Annotated in this window: 17 protein-coding genes and 1 tRNA gene; 6 read left to right on the forward strand and 12 right to left on the reverse strand. The window is 67.3% G+C overall.

Annotated features, from left to right (window positions below; translation table 11 throughout):
- Positions 1-15 precede the first annotated feature (15 nt).
- The 3 genes from ACEQZY_RS03610 to ACEQZY_RS03620 all read right to left on the reverse strand — a co-directional run bounded on the left by ACEQZY_RS03610 (position 16) and on the right by ACEQZY_RS03620 (position 4660).
- A complete protein-coding gene (locus ACEQZY_RS03610; protein ID WP_370152354.1) occupies positions 16-1590 on the reverse strand; it encodes an alkaline phosphatase family protein in 1575 nt (524 codons plus the stop codon).
- Positions 1591-1667: 77 nt separating this feature from the next.
- A complete protein-coding gene (locus ACEQZY_RS03615) occupies positions 1668-2702 on the reverse strand; it encodes a TAXI family TRAP transporter solute-binding subunit (protein WP_341702147.1) in 1035 nt (344 codons plus the stop codon).
- Positions 2703-2734: 32 nt separating this feature from the next.
- Complete coding sequence (locus ACEQZY_RS03620; protein ID WP_370152358.1) at positions 2735-4660, reverse strand: TRAP transporter permease; 1926 nt, start codon at positions 4658-4660, stop codon at positions 2735-2737.
- A gap of 131 nt (positions 4661-4791) precedes the next feature.
- Here ACEQZY_RS03620 and ACEQZY_RS03625 point away from each other — a divergent pair, with 131 nt between their 5' ends.
- Both ACEQZY_RS03625 and ACEQZY_RS03630 read left to right on the forward strand, forming a co-directional pair.
- Positions 4792-5601 carry a helix-turn-helix domain-containing protein gene (locus ACEQZY_RS03625; protein WP_341702145.1) on the forward strand — a complete coding sequence of 270 codons (810 nt, stop codon included), beginning with the start codon at positions 4792-4794 and terminating at the stop codon, positions 5599-5601.
- Between the two features lie 13 nt (positions 5602-5614).
- The gene (locus ACEQZY_RS03630) at positions 5615-6271 is read left to right on the forward strand and encodes an NAD(P)H-binding protein (RefSeq protein WP_370152361.1); all 657 of its coding nucleotides are present in this window, start codon (positions 5615-5617) and stop codon (positions 6269-6271) included.
- Here the strand turns inward: ACEQZY_RS03630 and ACEQZY_RS03635 are convergent.
- Genes ACEQZY_RS03635 through ACEQZY_RS03660 form a run of 6 tightly spaced genes read right to left on the reverse strand, consistent with a single transcriptional unit; the run spans position 6241 to position 12678 of the window.
- Positions 6241-7413 carry an amidase gene (locus ACEQZY_RS03635; RefSeq protein WP_370152494.1) on the reverse strand — a complete coding sequence of 391 codons (1173 nt, stop codon included), beginning with the start codon at positions 7411-7413 and terminating at the stop codon, positions 6241-6243. The two genes, ACEQZY_RS03630 and ACEQZY_RS03635, sit on opposite strands and share 31 nt — an antisense overlap.
- A gap of 5 nt (positions 7414-7418) precedes the next feature.
- Positions 7419-8081, reverse strand: a complete 663-nt coding sequence (locus ACEQZY_RS03640; protein WP_341702142.1) for an isochorismatase family cysteine hydrolase — start codon at positions 8079-8081, stop codon at positions 7419-7421.
- A 9-nt stretch (positions 8082-8090) separates the two neighbouring features.
- Positions 8091-9011 carry an ABC transporter permease gene (locus ACEQZY_RS03645; RefSeq protein ID WP_341702141.1) on the reverse strand — a complete coding sequence of 307 codons (921 nt, stop codon included), beginning with the start codon at positions 9009-9011 and terminating at the stop codon, positions 8091-8093.
- Positions 9011-10093 carry an ABC transporter permease gene (locus ACEQZY_RS03650; RefSeq protein WP_341702140.1) on the reverse strand — a complete coding sequence of 361 codons (1083 nt, stop codon included), beginning with the start codon at positions 10091-10093 and terminating at the stop codon, positions 9011-9013. Before ACEQZY_RS03650 ends, ACEQZY_RS03645 begins: the two co-directional genes overlap by 1 nt.
- Positions 10090-11673 carry an ABC transporter ATP-binding protein gene (locus ACEQZY_RS03655; protein WP_370152366.1) on the reverse strand — a complete coding sequence of 528 codons (1584 nt, stop codon included), beginning with the start codon at positions 11671-11673 and terminating at the stop codon, positions 10090-10092. The genes ACEQZY_RS03650 and ACEQZY_RS03655 overlap by 4 nt, the downstream gene beginning before the upstream one ends.
- A gap of 12 nt (positions 11674-11685) precedes the next feature.
- Positions 11686-12678 carry a BMP family protein gene (locus tag ACEQZY_RS03660; protein ID WP_341702138.1) on the reverse strand — a complete coding sequence of 331 codons (993 nt, stop codon included), beginning with the start codon at positions 12676-12678 and terminating at the stop codon, positions 11686-11688.
- 272 nt (positions 12679-12950) lie between these two features.
- Here ACEQZY_RS03660 and ACEQZY_RS03665 point away from each other — a divergent pair, with 272 nt between their 5' ends.
- Positions 12951-13751: a cysteine hydrolase gene (locus tag ACEQZY_RS03665; protein WP_341702137.1), complete on the forward strand. Its 801-nt coding sequence runs from the start codon at positions 12951-12953 to the stop codon at positions 13749-13751.
- 3 nt (positions 13752-13754) lie between these two features.
- Here ACEQZY_RS03665 and ACEQZY_RS03670 read toward each other — a convergent pair whose 3' ends face one another.
- The 3 genes from ACEQZY_RS03670 to ACEQZY_RS03680 form a co-directional block, all read right to left on the reverse strand.
- On the reverse strand, positions 13755-14513 hold the full coding sequence (locus ACEQZY_RS03670; RefSeq protein ID WP_341702136.1) for a CoA-transferase: 759 nt from the start codon (positions 14511-14513) through the stop codon (positions 13755-13757).
- Positions 14514-14516: 3 nt separating this feature from the next.
- Complete coding sequence (locus ACEQZY_RS03675) at positions 14517-15365, reverse strand: CoA transferase subunit A (RefSeq protein ID WP_370152371.1); 849 nt, start codon at positions 15363-15365, stop codon at positions 14517-14519.
- A 73-nt stretch (positions 15366-15438) separates the two neighbouring features.
- Positions 15439-15525, reverse strand: a tRNA-Leu gene (locus ACEQZY_RS03680).
- 154 nt (positions 15526-15679) lie between these two features.
- Here ACEQZY_RS03680 and ACEQZY_RS03685 point away from each other — a divergent pair.
- The 3 genes from ACEQZY_RS03685 to ACEQZY_RS03695 are packed head-to-tail and all read left to right on the forward strand — an operon-like array spanning position 15680 to position 17330.
- Positions 15680-16261, forward strand: coding sequence for a YqaA family protein (locus ACEQZY_RS03685; protein ID WP_341702134.1), 582 nt, complete (start codon positions 15680-15682; stop codon positions 16259-16261).
- A gap of 3 nt (positions 16262-16264) precedes the next feature.
- Positions 16265-16759: a disulfide bond formation protein B gene (locus tag ACEQZY_RS03690; RefSeq protein WP_341702133.1), complete on the forward strand. Its 495-nt coding sequence runs from the start codon at positions 16265-16267 to the stop codon at positions 16757-16759.
- A 22-nt stretch (positions 16760-16781) separates the two neighbouring features.
- The gene (locus ACEQZY_RS03695) at positions 16782-17330 is read left to right on the forward strand and encodes a demethoxyubiquinone hydroxylase family protein (RefSeq protein WP_341702132.1); all 549 of its coding nucleotides are present in this window, start codon (positions 16782-16784) and stop codon (positions 17328-17330) included.
- The last annotated feature ends 1 nt before the right edge of the window (position 17331 follow it).

Below are 17331 nucleotides of genomic sequence, written 5' to 3' on the forward strand. Positions count from 1 at the left end.
GCCATTGCTTTTCGGTTACCAGACGCCGAACAGGATGCCGCGCGCCCTGGCATTGCCGGTGCGCCGCTCGACATCCTCGTTCGACATGGTGGTGCGGATGCGGCGCTGCTGCAGCCAGTCCAGCAGCCGCGCCGCCATCTCGGCCCGGATGCCGGCATGGGCCGGGCTCTCGCCGAGATCCTCGAATTCGTCCGGATCAGCATCGAGATCGAACAGCTGCGACCGGAAGCCTTCATAGGCGATGTATTTCCAGCGGTCGGTACGCACCATCCAGCCGCGGGCGCGGTCCGGTGGCAGCTTCAGGATCTGCCGTGCCTCGCGGAAGGCATAGTCGAATTCGCTGAAAGCCGCATCGCGCCAGTCCGGCAGGGAGGCACCGGCCAGCAGCGGCAGCAGCGACACCCCTTCCAGCCGGTGCGACTGCGCCGCACCGCCGGCCGCCTCGAGAAAGGTCGGCACCAGGTCGATCGCCTCGACGAAACGGTGGTCGACCTGGCCCCGCGTGGCATCCATGGCGGCATCCGGGTGATACACGATCATCGGAATCCGCACGCTCTCCTCGTGGAACAGCTCCTTCTCGCCCAGCCAGTGATCGCCCAGATAATCGCCGTGGTCACTGGTCAGCACGATCAGCGTGTCGTCCATGCGGCCCTGCTGTTCGAGGAAGGCGAACAGCCGCCCGAGATGGTCGTCCAGCTGCTTCACCAGCCCCATATAGGCCGGGATCACCGTGTCGCGCACCTCGTCGCGACTGAAATTGACCGATTCCTCATGCTGCATGAAAGCCGCCACCACCGGATGGGGCGCCTCGCGCTCGCGCGGATGTTTCCTCGCCGGCAGGATCTGGTTCGGTCCGTACATCGCGTGATACGGCGCCGGTGCGATATAGGGCCAGTGCGGCTTGATATAGCTGAGATGCAGGCACCAGGGCGTCTCGCCGCTGTCGCGGATGAAATCGATCGCCCGGTCGGTCATGTATGGGGTTTCGGAATCGGCCTCGCGCACGCGGGCCGGCAGGCGCGCATGGCGCAGATACCAGCCGCTGAGGATTTCCCCGTCGGGGCCTTCCGCCGCATTGGCAAAGTCATGCCAGGGATTGTCGGAGACATAGCCCTTGCTGCGCAGGTAACGGTTATAGGCCAGGTCGGGATCGGTACTCTGGTCCGGATGCAGGCCGTCGTCGCGTTCATACGGCTCGAAACCGCATTGCCCGACCAGGACACCGAGGGATGATTGCGGATCGAGCCCCAGCCGGCGCATGCCCTCGTCGTCGCCCTTCATATGAGTCTTGCCGACCAGCGCCACCCGGTAGCCCAGCGGCCGCAGATAATCGCCCAGCGTCAGCTCGGTCGCCCGCAGCGGCACGTTGTTGTAGGTGGCGCCGTGGCTGGTCATGTAGCGGCCGGTATAGAAAGACATCCGCGACGGACCGCAGACCGGTGCCTGGCAATAGGCACGGTCGAACAGGACCCCGCGTTTCGCCAGCCCGTCGATATGCGGCGTCTGCAGGGTCGGGTGGCCGGCGCAGGAGAGATAATCCGCCCGCAGCTGGTCGGCCATGATGAACAGGATGTTGCGAACCTTGCCCATGGGGTGTCCGTCTCGGGGAAGCTGACCTGAGGGAATGAACGGCCGGGTGGCCCGGAAGGTGCCACCCGGCCGCGACTTTACTGCGGCATCAGGCCTGCGGGAATCGTCATTCCGACTTCCTTGTAGTAGCGAGCCGCACCGGGATGCAGCGGCATGTTCGACATCTCGCGAAAGACATTCTCGATCCTGACGGCCCGCAGCCACGGCGTCTTGTCGCGCTGCTTCGCCGCGCCTTCCCAGAAGGCCTTGGTCATCTTGTAGATCACCTCGTCCGGCATATCCTTGCGGGTGCCGATGCCGACAATCGATCCGATCGTCGTCACATCCTCCTTGTTCACCTGGTTTTCGCCGTAAATAGCCGCCGGAATCTGATCGAGCACCCCGCCGGGCCGCGAGCTGAAAGCCTTGAATTCGTCGGACGCCATCTGCTTCTCGGTCAGGCCCAGCAGGCGGATCTTGCTGGTCAGAGCGAATTGCTGGATCACCGGGCTCGGCGGCAGGGTCGGATTCATATAGACGTCAATATGCTTGTCCTGGAAAGACTGCGCGGCCGCTTCCCAGCCAAGGTTGATCTGTTCGAAATCCTTGCCCGGCTCGTAGCCGGTGGTCAGCTTCATCAGCTGCGCCATGGTGTTGGTTGCGCCACCGCCGGGCGGCCCGAGGAACACGCGCTTGCCCTTTATCTGCTCAAGGTTGGTGATGCCGGAATCGGCATAGACAACGATGTGATAATAGCCGAGCGGGAAATTGAAGACGCTGCGCAGGTTTTTCGATAGTTCCGGTGCGTCGGTGATCTTGGCATACATCGCCGTGCCTTCGATCATGAAGCCCTGCACAGTCGGCGACGACATGAAGAAATCCATCTTCCCGCGGGCGGTTTCCAGGGCATGGGCGGTGGCGGCACCGGTGGCATTCACCTGCACTTCCATGTCCGGATGGGCCTGGTTGACGATGTTGGCGAAGGTCGACATCACCAGATAAGGCGAACTGCCGGGCCCGAGGGTCGACAGCTTGTAGTAATCCTTGGCCCCGGCCGGCCCGGCGGACAGGCCGGCAAGCACTGCCGTGGATATGGCCGCCATGACAATGCGGCGCGATACGGATGTGGTCATTGTTTCCTCCCTCTTTCTTTCCTGCAAACCAGTCACGCCTGCCGCCAGCCGAGGCGGGCGGCGAGTGCTGCCAGACCCGGCGGCGAGCCGGCCAGGCCCCGCCGCCAGTCGACCGCCAGCATCGCCAGGGCGGCGACGAAGGCAGCGGTTTCGATGATCTCTCCCGGCATCAGCATGAGGATGCCGGTGGCCGTACGCACCAGGCGGGACGGCCAGTCGAGGCGGGCCCGGTCCTGGCCGCCAAGCCCGCTGGCCAGCACCCAGATCGCCAGGGCCAGACGCAGGCAGGCCCAGAGGAATTCCGGCCAGGCAAAATCCACCATCAGCGTCAGCGACGGGTTGTAGACAAAGACAAAGGGAATGATGAAGCCGATCACCGCCACCTTCACGGATTCCACCGCCGTCGCCATCGGGCTGGCGCCGCAGATCGGCGCCGCAGCGAAGGCGGCCAGAGCCACCGGCGGCGTGATCGATGACAGCACGCCGAAATAGACCACGAACAGATGTGCCACCAGGGTCGGCACGCCGAGGCCCTCGATGGCCGGGCCCATTGCCAGCACGATGATCAGGTAGGCCGGCACCGTCGGCATGCCCATGCCGAGCACCAGGCAGCCGGCCATGGTCAGCAACAGGGCAAGGAACAGGGAATCGCTCGACAATGCGAGGATCACATTGGCAAAGCGGATGCCGAGCCCGGTCATGTTCATCACGCCGATGATCATGCCGACCGCACCCACCGCGATCAGGATGGTGGCACCGGCCCGCCCGGCCTGGGCCAGTGCCGCCAGCAGCCGCTGCGGTCTGCGGCGCAGGTCCGGATTGAGCAGCAGCCCCAGCGCTACCGCCGACAGCGCGGCCCAGAAGCCCGCTGCGGCCGGCGACCGGCCGGCAATCAGCAGCACAACGATCACCAGCAGCGGCAGCACGAAGGTCAGCGACATCACCCAGTCCTGCCGGGTCATCGACTGCCGCTCGGCATCCGGGATCGGCTGGATGCCAAGGCGGGCGGCACTGACCGCCACCGAGGCAAACAGGCTTGCATAATAGAACAGCGCCGGCACCAGCGCGGCGACGCAGATGGTGAGATAGGGAATGCCGGTCACATCGGCCATGATGAAGGCCACCGCCCCCATCACCGGCGGCGTGAACTGGCCGCCCGACGAGGCCGCCGATTCAACGGCACCGGCAAATTTCGCCGGAAAGCCACGCTGCTTGATCATCGGCATGGTGAAGACGCCGGTACCGACCACATTGCCGGCAACGCTGCCGGACATGGTGCCGAACAGGGCGCTGGCAACGATCGCGGCGTGGGCCGGCCCGCCGCGCAGCCGGGCCGTCACGCTGAAAGCGAGCTTCAGCAGCACCGGGCCGGCCCCGATTCCCTCCAGCAGCACGCCGAACACCACGAAGATCAGGATCAGGCTGGTGACCACGGCAACCGGGCCGCCGAAAACCCCGTCGAAACTGTACCAGACCGTGCGCAGGGTTTCGTAATAGGGGAACCCGGCATGCCGGAATATCCAGGGCAGATGATGGCCATAGAGCGCGTAGACCAGCGCCAGTGCGCAGACGATCACCAGCGGCCAGCCGAAAATCCGTCGCGTCAGTTCCAGCAGCAGCAGCATTGCGAAGCCGCCGAGCCACAGGTCGCTGACGGTGAAATCGTAGAGACCGATTTCCAGCGCGGCACCGATCTCGAAATACCGCCAGAAGGCGGCCATGCCGAGCAGCAGCAGCAGGATATCGGCAGCGCGGCCGATCCGGCCCGGTAGCGGAAAGGCCAGCAGGCCAAGCGCCATGGCCACCGCCAGCGTCCCGACCCGCGACACCGTCTCGTCGAAGACGCCGACCCCGGCGGTGTAAAACGCCACCAGGCTGATGCCGATGCCAAGCAGCACCACCGCCGCCTGGTCCGGTCCGGCCAGAATCGCAGTCACGGCCGCGCGCAGCTGGCGCATCCGCCGCCTCCCCTTGCTGTTTCCCTCCGTGGCAGCCTGCCGGCTGTCCTGATTGGCAGTAACCGTTATCCGTCCGGTCGCCGGCAGCAAAGTCCGATTGACCGGCGTTTCACCTGGTGTAACCTTGGCCCATGACCGCCATAACCCTGCCGCAGGTCAAATCCATCCGCGCACTCGCCCGCGGCCTCGATGTGCTGAAGGCCCTGCAGGACCGTCCCGCCACCAGCCTGCAGGACCTGCATGGCGACACCGGGCTGTCGAAACCGACCCTGCTGCGCATCCTGAAGACACTGGAAGAGGCCGGCATGGTGCATCGCGCCATCGGCGATGGCCGCTACCGCGTCAGCGCCCGGGTGCGGTTCCTCGGCCGCGATCTCGGCGTCCACGATGCCATTGCCGAACTGGCCGCGCCGGTGCTCGACCGGCTGTGCCGCCATGTGCTGTGGCCATCCGACATCGCCGTCTACAAGGACGGGGCCATGGAGATCCTCGAAACCAGCCGGCAGCAGACGCCGTTCCTGGTCAATCGCGCCCGCATGGGCTACCGCGTGCACATGCTGATGAGCGCCATGGGCCGCGCCTATCTCGCCTTCTGCACGGAGGATGAGCGCACCGCGATCCTCGGCCGTCTGCAGCGGTCGGACGATCCTTATGACCGCAAGGCCCGCAACCGGCCGGCCGTGCAGACGATGCTCGGCGAGGACCGGGCCCGCGGCTATGCGACGCGCGAGCCGGGTTACGGATACTGGGGGACCGACCGCAGCCAGGCCGCGGCGATCGCCGTGCCGGTGCGGCGCGGCAATCGCGTGTTCGCCAGCATCAACCTGTGCTGGGTGGCCGGCGCCGTGCCGACCGACGAGATGGTTCGTCTGCATCTGGCCGACCTGCAGCAGGCTGCAGACGAAATCGCCCGTGGCGTCGCCGACGAAGACGCCGCCTGACCAGGAGCCCTGCATGCATCTTCTTGTTTCCGGTGGAACCGGACTGATCGGCAGCCTCGCGCTGCGCCACGCCATCGGGCATGGCGGCATCGACCGGATCACGGCGCTGGGCCGCCGGCCGGCCTCGCTCGACAGCCCGCAACTGAGCCAGATCGCCTGCGATTTCGCCAGTCTCGATGCGGTGGCCGACCAGATTCAGCCGGCTGACGCGGCCATCTGCGCGCTGGGCACGACCATGCGGCAGGCCGGCTCGCGGCAGGCCTTCCATGCCGTCGACCACGACGCCGTGATCGCCTTTGCAAGGCTGGTAAAAACGAAGGGTGTCCGGCGGTTCGCGATTGTCTCCTCGGTCGGTGCGTCCAGCCGGTCCGGCAGCTTTTATCTCGCCACCAAGGGCCGTGCGGAAGACCGGCTCGGGACCATCGGTTTCGAACGGCTGGTTATCCTGCAGCCAAGCTTCCTGCTGGGCGACCGCAGCGAGAAGCGGTTTGGCGAGGGCTACGCCACTGCCCTTGCGCAACTGCTCAGCCCGCTGCTGGCAGGACCGCTGCGCCGTTACCGCCCGATCGAAGCCGATCTCGTCGCACGGGCCCTGCTGCGCGCCGTCACCGATGACGGGGCCGCCGCCGGCCGCTTCGACTATGACGGCATCCGCAGGCTGGCGGCATAGGCCAGCAGGGCCTCGTCCTGGCCGGCACCCGCCAGCACGGACAGCCCGAGCGGGCAGCCGTCCAGTTCGGCCAGCGGCAGGCTGAGCGCCGGCAGGCCCGCATGACCCGCCACCGACGTCAGGGCCAGCGCCGCCGCATAAAAGTCGCGCGCAGCGGCATCGCGCAGGAAACGACGCGGTGCAATGCCGGGCGTGGTCGGCAGCAGCAGCAACGTGCCGGGCGGCAGCATGTCGCGGATACGGCCGGCAGCCGTCTGCCGCCAGTGACGCCAGCGCAACACGTCATCCGTTGTCACACTGAGGGCATCGGCAAAGCGCGGCGCAATGGTCTCGCCGAAGACCGGCCGCCGCTGCCGGATCCAGTCGCCCAGCGCCGTCGCGATCTCCGCGCCCTGCAGCACGCGATAGGCCTCGCGGAAATCGGCCGCCGCTCCCCCGTAGATATCGGCATCTTCCGCCGCGCCGAGCCCTTCGGCAGCTCCGCGCAGAACGAGGGCGGCGGCAGGATCTACCAGCGCGAAGGCGTCCCGCGCCAGCAGAAGGCGGCGGGGCGCGGCAGCCGTGCCGGCATCCTCCAGCAGGCAGCGGCCTGCCTTTTCCAGCAGCGCGCCGTCACGCGCGAACAGGCCGACCGTGTCGTAACTCGGTGCGAAGGGGATGACGCCATCGAGCGGCACCCGGCCATGGCTCGGGCGGAAGCCGAAGATGCCGCAGAAGCCGGCCGGCACACGCACCGAACCGCCGGTATCGGTGCCGAGCGCCAGGTCGGCCAGGCCGGCAGCAACCGCCACCGCCGATCCGCTCGATGAACCGCCCGGGAGGCGGCCGGGGGCGCGCGGATTGACCGGCGTGCCGGTATGGACATTCTCGCCTTCCAGGCTGAAGGCCAGTTCGTCGGTCACCGTCTTGCCCGCCAGCGCCGCGCCGGCTTCCAGCAGGCGCTGCACAGCCGGCGCCGAATCCGCGGCCGGATGCTGCCCGCTGCGCCAGTCGGGATTGCCGCCGCCGGTGATCTCGCCGGCCACGTCGATCAGATCCTTTACCGCGAAGGCCAGGCCATCGAGCGGCCCGGATGCCAGCGGGGCAAGCCGGCAGCGATGGCCGGGAACGAAGGCACCGAAATCATCCGGCGCCGCGGCCATGGCGGTCACGTCAGGGCTTGGACGATGGTGTCGGTCGGCGCCGTCCAGCCGACAATCCCGCCCTGCGCCCGGATCATTGCCAGCGTCGCCGCCTTGAATTCCGGGAAGTAGCTCTCGGTCGCATCCTCGGCAAGGATACATTCATAGCCGCGGTCATTGGCCTCGCGCATCGTGGTCTGCACGCAGACCTCGGTGGTCACGCCGGCAAAAACCAGGTGGCCGATCCCCTGCCGAAGCAGCAGGTCGCCGAGCGGCGTGGCGTAGAAGGCACCCTTGCCCGGTTTCACGATCACCGTTTCCCCCGGCAGGGCCGCCAGTTCCGGCACGAAATCGTTGCCCGGCTCGCCATCCACCAGGATGCGCCCCATCGGACCGGCATCGCCGATGGCCAGCGCCCCGCCGCCGCGTGCGCGTTTGGCCGGCGGACAATCCGAAAGATCCGGTTTGTGCCCCTCCCGGGTATGGATCACCGGCAGGCCGGCGGCGCGGAAACCGTCGATCAGCCGGCGTACCGTCGGCACGATGGCGGCCAGCGGTCGCACATCGTTGCCCAGTACCGAACCGAAGCCGCCTTCCTCGATGAAGTCGCGCTGCATGTCGATCACGACCAGGGCGAGCCGGCCGGCCGGAAAGCTGTAGTCGTAAGGCTGGGCGGCAATCACGGGCATGGCAGCACCTCACTTGCCGCGCTGGAATGGCAGGGTCAGCGCCGTCGGCGGCTCCAGCCGGCCGACGATGCCGGCCACCGCCAGCAGAGCCAGCAGATAGGGCAGCATCAGCAGGAAGGCCGTGGGCACGTTGATGCCCATGGCCGGCAACTGGAACTGCAGGGCGGTGGCCGCCCCGAACAGCAGGCAGGCGCCGATGGTGCGGCCGATATTCCAGCCGCCGAAGATCACTGCCGCCAGAGCGAGATATCCGGCGCCGTTGGTCATGTTCTCGGTGAAGGTGTTGATATCGGCCACCGACAGGAAAGAACCTGCCAGCCCCGCCATGGCGCCGGTGATCAGCACCGCCTGCCAGCGCGTGCGGGCAACCGCGATACCGGCCTTGTCGGCCGCACGCGGCTCATCGCCCACCGCCCGCACCGCCAGCCCGAAGGATGTGTATTTCAGCATCGCCCAGAGGCCGGCCACGATCGCCAGCCCGACATAGACGAAGACCGACTGCTGCAGGAAGGCCGTGCCGATGAAAGGCAGGTCGCTGATGCCCGGAATGTCGAGCTTCGCCAGCCCCGGAATCTCCTCGCGCGACAGGCCTCCGAAGATGATCCGGTACAGCAGCGTGGTGGCGCCGAGCGCGAGGATGTTGAAGCCGATCCCCACCACCAGCTGGTTGGCACGCAGGTTGACGCTGAGCAGGGCCTGCAGGGCTGCAACAGCCACCGCCGCCAGCACCGCGCAGAGAATGCCGAGCACCGGCTGGCCGGTTCCCCAGGAACCGAGCGCGCCGAAGAAGGCTGCGGTCAGCATCATGCCTTCGAGGCTGAGATTGAGCACGCCGGAGCGTTCCGAAACCAGCTCGCCGCTGGCCGCGAGGATCAGCGGCATCGACAGGCGCAGGGTGGAGGCAATGAAGATCGCCAGTGTCTCTTCCATCAGCGTGCCCCCTTTTCCAGCTTCTCGACCAGGATCACCGAACCGGCCACGGCGATGACGATCAGGCCCTGGATCACCAGGGTCAGCGCCGCCGGCACGCCGGCCATGATTTCCATGGAAATGCCGCCCGAACGCAGAAAGCCGAAGAACAGCGCACCGGCCAGCACGCCGGTAGCCGAGCCCCGCGACAGCAGGCCGACCACGAGGCCATCAAAGCCATAGCCCGAAGAGAAGCCGGTCTTCAGATAATACTGTTCGCCCTGCAGCATGATGGTGCCGGCGAGACCGCCGAAAGCACCGGCCATCGCCAGCGCACCGACCAGCAGAATACCGCCCGGCATGCCGGCGCGGCGCGCCGCCAGTTCGTTGAGGCCGATGGCGCGCAGCCGCAGCCCGAAGGTCGAGCGCTGCAGCACGATGGCGGTAGCCACCGCCAGCAGAATGCAGATCACCAGGCCGATATGCAGCGGCGATTCCGCATCGCCGGTCAGGCCGGGCAGCCGGGTCGGCACCGGAATCTGCAGCGATTCCGGCAGCGTCGCCGAGGAGGTCTGCGGCTGGCGCAGCAGCGCCGTCGACTGCACCGACCAGTAGACCATCAGCAAGGCAACAAAGCCCAGCAGCAGGGTGCTGATCACCTCGTTGGTGCCGAATCGCACCTTGAGGATGCCGGCAATGGCGCCCCAGACAGCACCGGCAACAGTGCCGGCCAGCATCGGCAGCAGCATCGCCAGGCCGAGCGGCAGGCCGTCGACATGGCCATAGAGCGCGACCGCGGTGGCGGCGATGCCGCCCACCGCGATCTGCCCCTCCCCCCCGACATTGGTGAGATTGGCGCGGAACGCGAAGATGAAACCGAGCCCGACCAGCGACAGCGCCACCGCCCGGTTCACCGAAGCGCCGAAGGCGAAGGCCGAGCCGAAGGCGCCATCCAGGAATGCCTCGATGGCATCGGGCACCGAGCGCCCGCTGATCGCGATCAGCAGCAGGCTGACCAGCAGCGAAGCGGCCACCGCCGCCAGCGGAATGGCAATCCGCGCAAGTCGCCGCCAGTCCGGCAGGGAGGCCGCCAGCGCCGTCACAGGCCATGCCCCGACATCAGGGCGCCGATGGCGGCGCGTTCGCCGGGCTCAGCCGGCCGTTCTCCGACCAGCCGGCCGCGATACAGCACGACGATGCGGTCGGCCACCGCGATCAGTTCATCCAGTTCGCTGGAGATCAGCAGCACGCCGACACCGCGCCGGGCGGCCGCCCGGATCTGCCGGTAGACCGCCTCGACGGCATTGATGTCGAGGCCGCGGGTCGGCTGCGCCGCCACCAGGGCGACCAGCGGATCGAGCGTGAGTTCGCGGGCCAGCACGGCCTTCTGCTGGTTGCCGCCGGACAGGCCTGAGAAGGCGACATCGGCACCAGCGGCGCGCACGTCGAATTCCTGCATCAGGCCGCGTGCCGCCTGGTTCAGCGCATTGCGGCGCAGCAGGCCGAAGCGGGTGAAACGGTCCAGCTTGTTGAGATACATGTTCTCGGCCACCGACATCGCCGTGACGCAGGCGACAGCGTGGCGATCCTCCGGCACGATGCCTCCGCCCGCCGCCGTCACCGCCGCCGGGCCGGCCTCGGTCAGCTCGGTTTCGCCGATGAAAAACCGGCCGGCCGCCGGCCGCTGCAGGCCGGCCAGCACCATGCCGAGCTCGCTCTGGCCGTTGCCTTCGACACCGGCGAGCCCGACGATCTCGCCGGCGCGAATCTCCAGGGTGAAATTGTCGAGCCGGACGGCATCATGGCGATCCTTCACGGTGATGCCGTCGCAGACCAGGGCGCGCGGGCGCGGAGCATCGCCGGCAGAAACCGGCGGCGCAGATGCCGCGCCGGATTCGGACAGCGCCACATCCAGCGACTTCACCTCGCGGCCGACCATGGCGCGGACCAGCGCACCCATATCGGCGGTCGCCATTTCCGCCTTCGCCACCACGCGGCCGCCGCGCAGCACGGCGACACGATCGGCCACTTTCGCGATCTCGGCCAGCTTGTGGGTGACAAGGATCACCGCGCGACCGCTGTCGGCGACGCGGCGGCAGATATCGAGCAGCGAACCGATCTCGTCGGGCGGCAGCACGGCAGTCGGCTCGTCGAGCACCAGCAGCCGCGGCTCGCGCATCAGGCATTTGACGATCTCGGCGCGCTGGCGCTCGCCGACCGACAGCTCGCCGACCACCGCCTCGGGGTCGAGGCTGAAGCCGAAACTTTCGGCGATGCTGCGGATCTTTGCCGCAAAAGCCCGGTGCTGCAGCAGGCCGCGGCTCTGGCCCAGCATCAGGTTCTCGACCACGGTCATGCGTGGCACCAGACTGAAATGCTGGTGCACCATGGCAATGCCGCTGTCGAGCGCCTCGGCCGGGCCGGCCGGCACCCATTCACGGCCGGCGAAGCGCATCAGCCCGTCATCGGGCCGGTATACGCCGAAGATCAGGTTGCACAGGGTCGACTTGCCGGCACCGTTCTCGCCCAGCAGGCATTGCACCTCGCCGACCCGGAAATCGAGCGAGACATCCTGCAGGGCCTGCAGGCTGCCGAAGCGCTTGCCGAGATTCTCCAGCGCCAGCAGCGGCCGCGTCTGCGACGCGACCGCCTCCGCCGGCAGCTGGCTGGCAACCTGGTGCACGGGGCGCCCGGATCAGGCGTCGAGCACCTTGATCTTGCCCGACAGCAGGTCCTTCTTGATCTCCTCCAGCTTGGCCTTCATCGCCGGCGTGGCGCCGGTGCAGATCACCATGTCGGAGGATTTCGGCCCCATGGCGAGGCCGAAGGGCTTGAATTCCGGCTTCCAGCTGCCGGCTGCCGCCTGCTCGATGGCATATTCGACCTGGAAACCGACGCCGGTGATGGAATAGGCGATATAGAGCGGGTCGGTGCCGCAGCGATCGGTGTAGCTGCCGATGATGTGGGTGCCCTTCTCGCGTGCCGCCTGCTCCATGCCGCGCAGACCGAGATTGAGGATGTGGTAGTGGATATCGGCGCCCTGGGCGATGGCGGCCAGCGTGGCTTCCTTCGACTTGGCGACGTCGTCGAAATCGCCGGTGTAGTTCTCGAAATACTTGATGCCCGGGTTGATGTAGCGGGCGCCGTTGCCGAATTCCTTGCCGGTATTGACGATGGCCGGGATTTCCAGGCCGCCGACGTAAGACACCGCGCCGGTCTTCGACAGCATCGCGGCGGCCGCGCCGGCGACGAAGCCGATCTCGGCCTGGCGCACGTCATAGCCCGACACGTTGGCCGGCTTCGCCGCATCGGCATTGCCGCCGACGATGGCGAATTTCACCTTCGGGAAACGCGGCGCCACCTTGAAGACCGAGGCCTGGGTCTGGCCGCCGACGCCGATCACCAGCTCGTGCTTGCCGGCCAGCGCGACCAGCACCTGCTCCATGTCGCCGAACTTGACATTCTCGATGTATTTGACGGCGATCTTGCTGCCGAGCTTCTTCTCGGCGGCCTTCAGGCCGTCATAGCCGGATTCCATCCAGCCCTTGTCGGATTTCGAACCCGGGATCAGCACGCCGACCGTCAGCGGACCGGCCGCCCGCGCCGGCGCGGCCTGGCCGCCCAGCATCACAAGGCCGGCGGCGCCGGCCGTACCCATCAGAAATCCACGGCGATCGATCTGCATCATTGTCCTGCTCCCCGTCTGGCGGATCGTTTATGTCCGCGGAAGGAACAGCAATCGCCGTGCCAGCCTGTCATGCCCGGCCAACCCTCTGGAATCCCTCCGGCATCCGGGCAACGGCCGGGCCGGTGGAGGAATTCTCCCTGCACAGATTGCATACAACTGGTCTTGGCTGCCTGTTTTATGGGCTGCCGGGCAGTCCGCAACCGGCGGAACCAAGGGCTTAGCCATGGCAGGAAACTTGCTACATGCGGGCAGCAACCCGCGATGAGGACGCCATGAGCAAAACCGGGAAAAAGACCGCCAAAGCCGCACTGACGCCGCTGGGTTCACCGCAGGCCGGTTTCGCCTGGGGGGCCAGCGCCGGCCATATCGACATGGCCACGCCGCCGGCGAAGCCGAAACCGCTGACCATCGCCGCGGCACCGCAGACGGTGACCATCGACCTGAAACGCAGCGCCCTCATCGTCATCGACATGCAGAACGACTTCTGCACCAAGGGCGGCTGGGTCGACCATATCGGCGGCGACTACCGGCCCGACCGCAAGCCGATCAGGCCGCTGCAGAAGCTGCTGCCGGCTCTGCGCAAGGCCGGCATGCCGGTGATCTGGGTGAACTGGGGCAACCGGCCCGACCTTGCCAACATGCCGCCGAACCAGATCCATCTCTACAAGCCATCCGGCAAAGGCACGGGCCTCGGCGATCCGCTGCCGGGCAGCGGCGCGCCGGTTCTGCAGAAGGACAGCTGGGCCGCCGCCGTGGTCGACGAGCTGGAACAGAAGCCGCAGGACATCAAGGTGGACAAATACCGCATCAGCGGATTCTGGGACACGCCGCTTGACAGCATCCTGCGCAATCTCGGCATCCGCACCGTGCTGTTCACCGGCGTGAATACCGACCAGTGCGTTCTGCACAGCCTGACCGATGCCAATTTCCTCGGCTATGGCTGCGTGCTGGTGGAAGACTGCTGCGCCACCAGCTCGCCGGATTTCTGCACCGAGGCGACGGTCTGGAACGTCAAGAAATGCTTCGGCTTCGTCACGGACTCCGGAAAGATCCTCAAGGCGCTGAAAGCCTGACGCCTATTCGGCTGCCGCCACCGCGCCGGGGAAGACCTGGTCGACGAAACGCGGATAGGTCTCGGCCAGCTCGGCGGCAATCTGCGTGCGCAGCAGCTGCAGGGTCGCGGCATCCGGTGCTTCGGTCTGCGGCACGCTGGCCGGGCAGTCGAAATCGAAACCGGTATGGTCGCGCACTTCCTCGACGCTGTGCCCCGGATGCACACTGGCCAGCCGGAAACGCAGCGTCGCGCGGTCGAAGGTGAACCAGCACAGGCTGGTCAGCAGACCGAGTGGTCCGCCGGGGCGATGCGTGCCGTCGTTGCGCGGCCCGGCGGCCGATACGAAATCCACCTGCGGCACCAGCACGCGGCGCGAATGCTCCTCGCGGAACAGGATCACGCGCGGCACCAGATAATAGAGATAGCCGGAACCGAACGAACCCGGCCAGCGCACATTGGTCTGCGGATACTCGCCGCCGGCACCGACCAGGTTGATATTGGCGTGGCCGTCGATCTGGCCGCCGCCCAGGAAGAAGGCCTCCAGGCGCCCCTGCCCGGCCAGGTCGAACAGCTCGACGCCGCCATCGCAGAGAAAGTCGTTGCGGATGCTGCCCAGCACGTTGACGCGCATCCGTCCGCCGGACTGTGCCCGCGCCAGCAGCGCACCGGCACCCGGGATCGGCGAGGAGGCACCGGTCGCCACCAGGCGGCAGCCCTGCAGCAGCCGGGCGATCACGGCAATCAGCAGTTCCTGCCGGCTGAATTCCATCGTGCCGCCCATGACCTACTCCGCCGCCTGCCGGCTGTCCTGCACATGCTCGGTGAGATAGCGGGCGAAACCATCCTCGCTGCGCGCCGCCTCGCAGTAGAGCCGGATATGCGCCTCGTCATAATCGTAGATGTCCCACAGTTTCAACGGCCAGGCGCCGCGCGGCGCCTCGGCAATGCCGCCGATATAGGCGGCGGTCAGCGTGCCGGCCGCCGTTTCTTCCGAAGCCAGCAGGTCGACATCGCGGATTTCCTCGACGGTGACCAGCGATTCCCGGCTGGCATGGGCCATCGCCACCAGTTCGCGGCGGCGGCCGATGAAGACATTGCCGTTGCGGTCGGCATAGGGCGCATGAAACACCGCGAAATCCGGCCGGATCGCCGGCAGCAGCACGATCGGGTCGCCGCCATCGGCAAAGGGATTGTCGATCACCTTCCAGTCGGGCCGGTTCTTCAGCAGGTCAGAGCCGAGCAGGCCGCGCAGCGGCATGAAGGGCAGGCCCTTGCCCGCGGCCTGGATCGCCGCATGCACGGCCGGGCAGGTTGCATCCAGCATGCGGAAATCGCCGCGTTTCAGTGCCGCTGCGAAACGATACGCCGTGCCGTATTCCCCGAGCGTGACGGCGGAGGTCTCCAGCGTGCCGACGCAGCCGGCGCCGATCAGCATCTCCGCCTGCAGTCCCGAGACCGGCACGCAGACCAGATGCAGCCCGTGCGGGCGGCGGCGGATCAGGGCCCGCGTCAGTTCCATCGCCACGCCGGAATAATCCGGCGGCACGGCGACCTTGGCCCCATCATGAATCTGTGCTGCCAGCGCGGCGACGGACTGGACGAGGCCCGAGGCCTGCAGTGTCTTGATCGACATGGGCGCAATCCTCCCGGGATGGCTGTTGCCGGCATCATCGCCCGGAAGCGGCCGTCAGGCAACGGAGGATCGGTGGTGCCCCAGGCCGGACTTGAACCAGCACGCCCTTGCGGGCAACGGATTTTGAGTCCGTCGCGTCTACCAATTTCACCACTGGGGCAGTGAAAGCGGCCGGATATTAGCCAAGCCGGCCGGCCGCGCAACCCCCCCGCCCCGCCGCCGGCGGTTTCCGCCGCCTGCGACCGCCCGGCGCATGGACAAGGCCGCGGCCCTCCGGCATACACGCGGGGCCCTGTTCCGGAGGATGCCGTCCCGTGCTGCGCCCGCTTTACGACTGGACCATGCGCCAGGCCGCCCGCCCGAAGGCCGGCCGCGCGCTGGCGGTAATCTCCTTCCTGGAAAGCTCGGTCTTCCCGATCCCACCCGACGTGATGCTGATCCCGATGTGCCTGGCCAATCGCGCCCGCGCCTTCCAGTATGCCCTCGTCTGCTCCATTGCTTCCGTGCTGGGCGGCGCTTTCGGCTACGCCATCGGCTATTTCTTCATCGAGACCATCGGCCAGGCGATCATCGACTTCTACGGCTATGCCGAGAAATGGAATGCCTTCGAGGCCGCCTACGACAAGTATGGCGCCTGGGTGGTGCTGCTGATGGGCTTCTCGCCCCTGCCCTACAAGGTGGCAACCATCGCCAGCGGCGCCACGCATTTCGCCTTCGCGGTCTTCATCGTCTCGTCGGTGGTGTCGCGCAGCGCGCGCTTTTTCCTGGTCGCCGGCCTGCTGTGGAAATTCGGCCCGCCGATCCGCGATTTCATCGAGCGCCGCCTGGTGATCCTGATGTGGATCTTTGTGATCGGGCTCATAGGCGGCTTCGTCGTCATCAAGTATCTGGTCTAGGCCATGACTGCACTGCCGACCGCCCTGCTGAATCCGCACCGCTCAGGTCTCGTCGTCGCGCTGGCCAGCGCCATCACGCTGGGGCTGGTCTTCGTTTCGCAATACGGCTTCGGCCTCGCACCCTGCGAGCTGTGCCTGTGGCAGCGCTGGCCCCATGCCGCGGCCATCCTGCTGGGCCTCGCCGCCCTGCTGCTGCCCCGTTTCAGGGTTGCGCTGCTGGCGCTGGCGGCGCTGAGCCTTGCCGTCGGCGGCGGCATCGGGGTGTTCCATGTCGGCGTCGAACAGAAATGGTGGCAGGGGCTCGCCAGCTGCTCCGGCGCCCCGACGCCCGACAGTATCGACGCGCTGCGGGCCCAGCTGCTGGCAGCACCGGTCGTCCGCTGCGACGAGGTGGCCTTCCGGTTCCTCGGCCTGTCGATGGCCGGCTGGAACGTGCTATGGTCGGCCCTGCTCGCCCTCTTCGCCGGCCTTGCCGCGAAGCGCGCCGTCACGGAGTAGCCTGCAACTCATGAACCAGCCGATGCAGAAACGCCGTCTTGCCGGAGACCCGAACCCGCGCCAGCTGCTGGAACGGATTCTGCGCGTCGACCATGCCGGCGAATACGGTGCCAAGCGCATCTATGACGGCCAGCTGGCGGTGCTGGGCCGCCGCGGTACCTCCTCGGCGCCAGCCATCCGCCAGATGGCTGCGCAGGAGCAGAAGCATCTCGATGCCTTCGACCGGCTGCTGCCCGAGCGCCGGGTGCGGCCGACCCTGCTGTCGCCCTTGTGGCATGTCGGTGGCTTCGCGCTCGGCGCTGCCACCGCGCTGATGGGCGAGAAGGCGGCGATGGCCTGCACGGAGGCGGTCGAGGATGTGATCGACCGGCATTATGCCGCGCAGATCGAGACTCTGGGCGAAGCCGAACCCGAACTGCGCGGGCTGATCGAGGAATTCCGCCAGGAAGAGATCGAGCATCGCGACACCGCCCGCGCGCAGGGTGCCGAAGAGGCGCCGGCCTATCCCCTGCTCAGCCGCGGCATCCGCGCCATCACCCGCGGCGCCATCTGGCTGTCGGAACGGGTCTGAC

Origin of the sequence: Ferrovibrio sp. (assembly GCF_964218355.1) — a bacterium.
Lineage (GTDB): Bacteria > Pseudomonadota > Alphaproteobacteria > Ferrovibrionales > Ferrovibrionaceae > Ferrovibrio.

Bases quoted from the DNA above. Each gene is read 5' to 3' on its own strand.
- ACEQZY_RS03620 (WP_370152358.1), bottom strand. From the start codon at position 4,660: ATGCGCCAGCTGCGCGCGGCCGTGACTGCGATTCTGGCCGGACCGGAC.
- ACEQZY_RS03675 (WP_370152371.1), bottom strand. From the start codon at position 15,365: ATGTCGATCAAGACACTGCAGGCCTCGGGCCTCGTCCAGTCCGTCGCC.
- ACEQZY_RS03640 (WP_341702142.1), bottom strand. From the start codon at position 8,081: ATGCCCGTGATTGCCGCCCAGCCTTACGACTACAGCTTTCCGGCCGGC.
- ACEQZY_RS03665 (WP_341702137.1), top strand. From the start codon at position 12,951: ATGAGCAAAACCGGGAAAAAGACCGCCAAAGCCGCACTGACGCCGCTG.
- ACEQZY_RS03690 (WP_341702133.1), top strand. From the start codon at position 16,265: ATGACTGCACTGCCGACCGCCCTGCTGAATCCGCACCGCTCAGGTCTC.
- ACEQZY_RS03615 (WP_341702147.1), bottom strand. From the start codon at position 2,702: ATGACCACATCCGTATCGCGCCGCATTGTCATGGCGGCCATATCCACG.
- ACEQZY_RS03670 (WP_341702136.1), bottom strand. From the start codon at position 14,513: ATGGGCGGCACGATGGAATTCAGCCGGCAGGAACTGCTGATTGCCGTG.
- ACEQZY_RS03630 (WP_370152361.1), top strand. From the start codon at position 5,615: ATGCATCTTCTTGTTTCCGGTGGAACCGGACTGATCGGCAGCCTCGCG.
- ACEQZY_RS03645 (WP_341702141.1), bottom strand. From the start codon at position 9,011: ATGGAAGAGACACTGGCGATCTTCATTGCCTCCACCCTGCGCCTGTCG.
- ACEQZY_RS03635 (WP_370152494.1), bottom strand. From the start codon at position 7,413: ATGGCCGCGGCGCCGGATGATTTCGGTGCCTTCGTTCCCGGCCATCGC.
- ACEQZY_RS03695 (WP_341702132.1), top strand. From the start codon at position 16,782: ATGCAGAAACGCCGTCTTGCCGGAGACCCGAACCCGCGCCAGCTGCTG.
- ACEQZY_RS03660 (WP_341702138.1), bottom strand. From the start codon at position 12,678: ATGATGCAGATCGATCGCCGTGGATTTCTGATGGGTACGGCCGGCGCC.
- ACEQZY_RS03625 (WP_341702145.1), top strand. From the start codon at position 4,792: ATGACCGCCATAACCCTGCCGCAGGTCAAATCCATCCGCGCACTCGCC.
- ACEQZY_RS03610 (WP_370152354.1), bottom strand. From the start codon at position 1,590: ATGGGCAAGGTTCGCAACATCCTGTTCATCATGGCCGACCAGCTGCGG.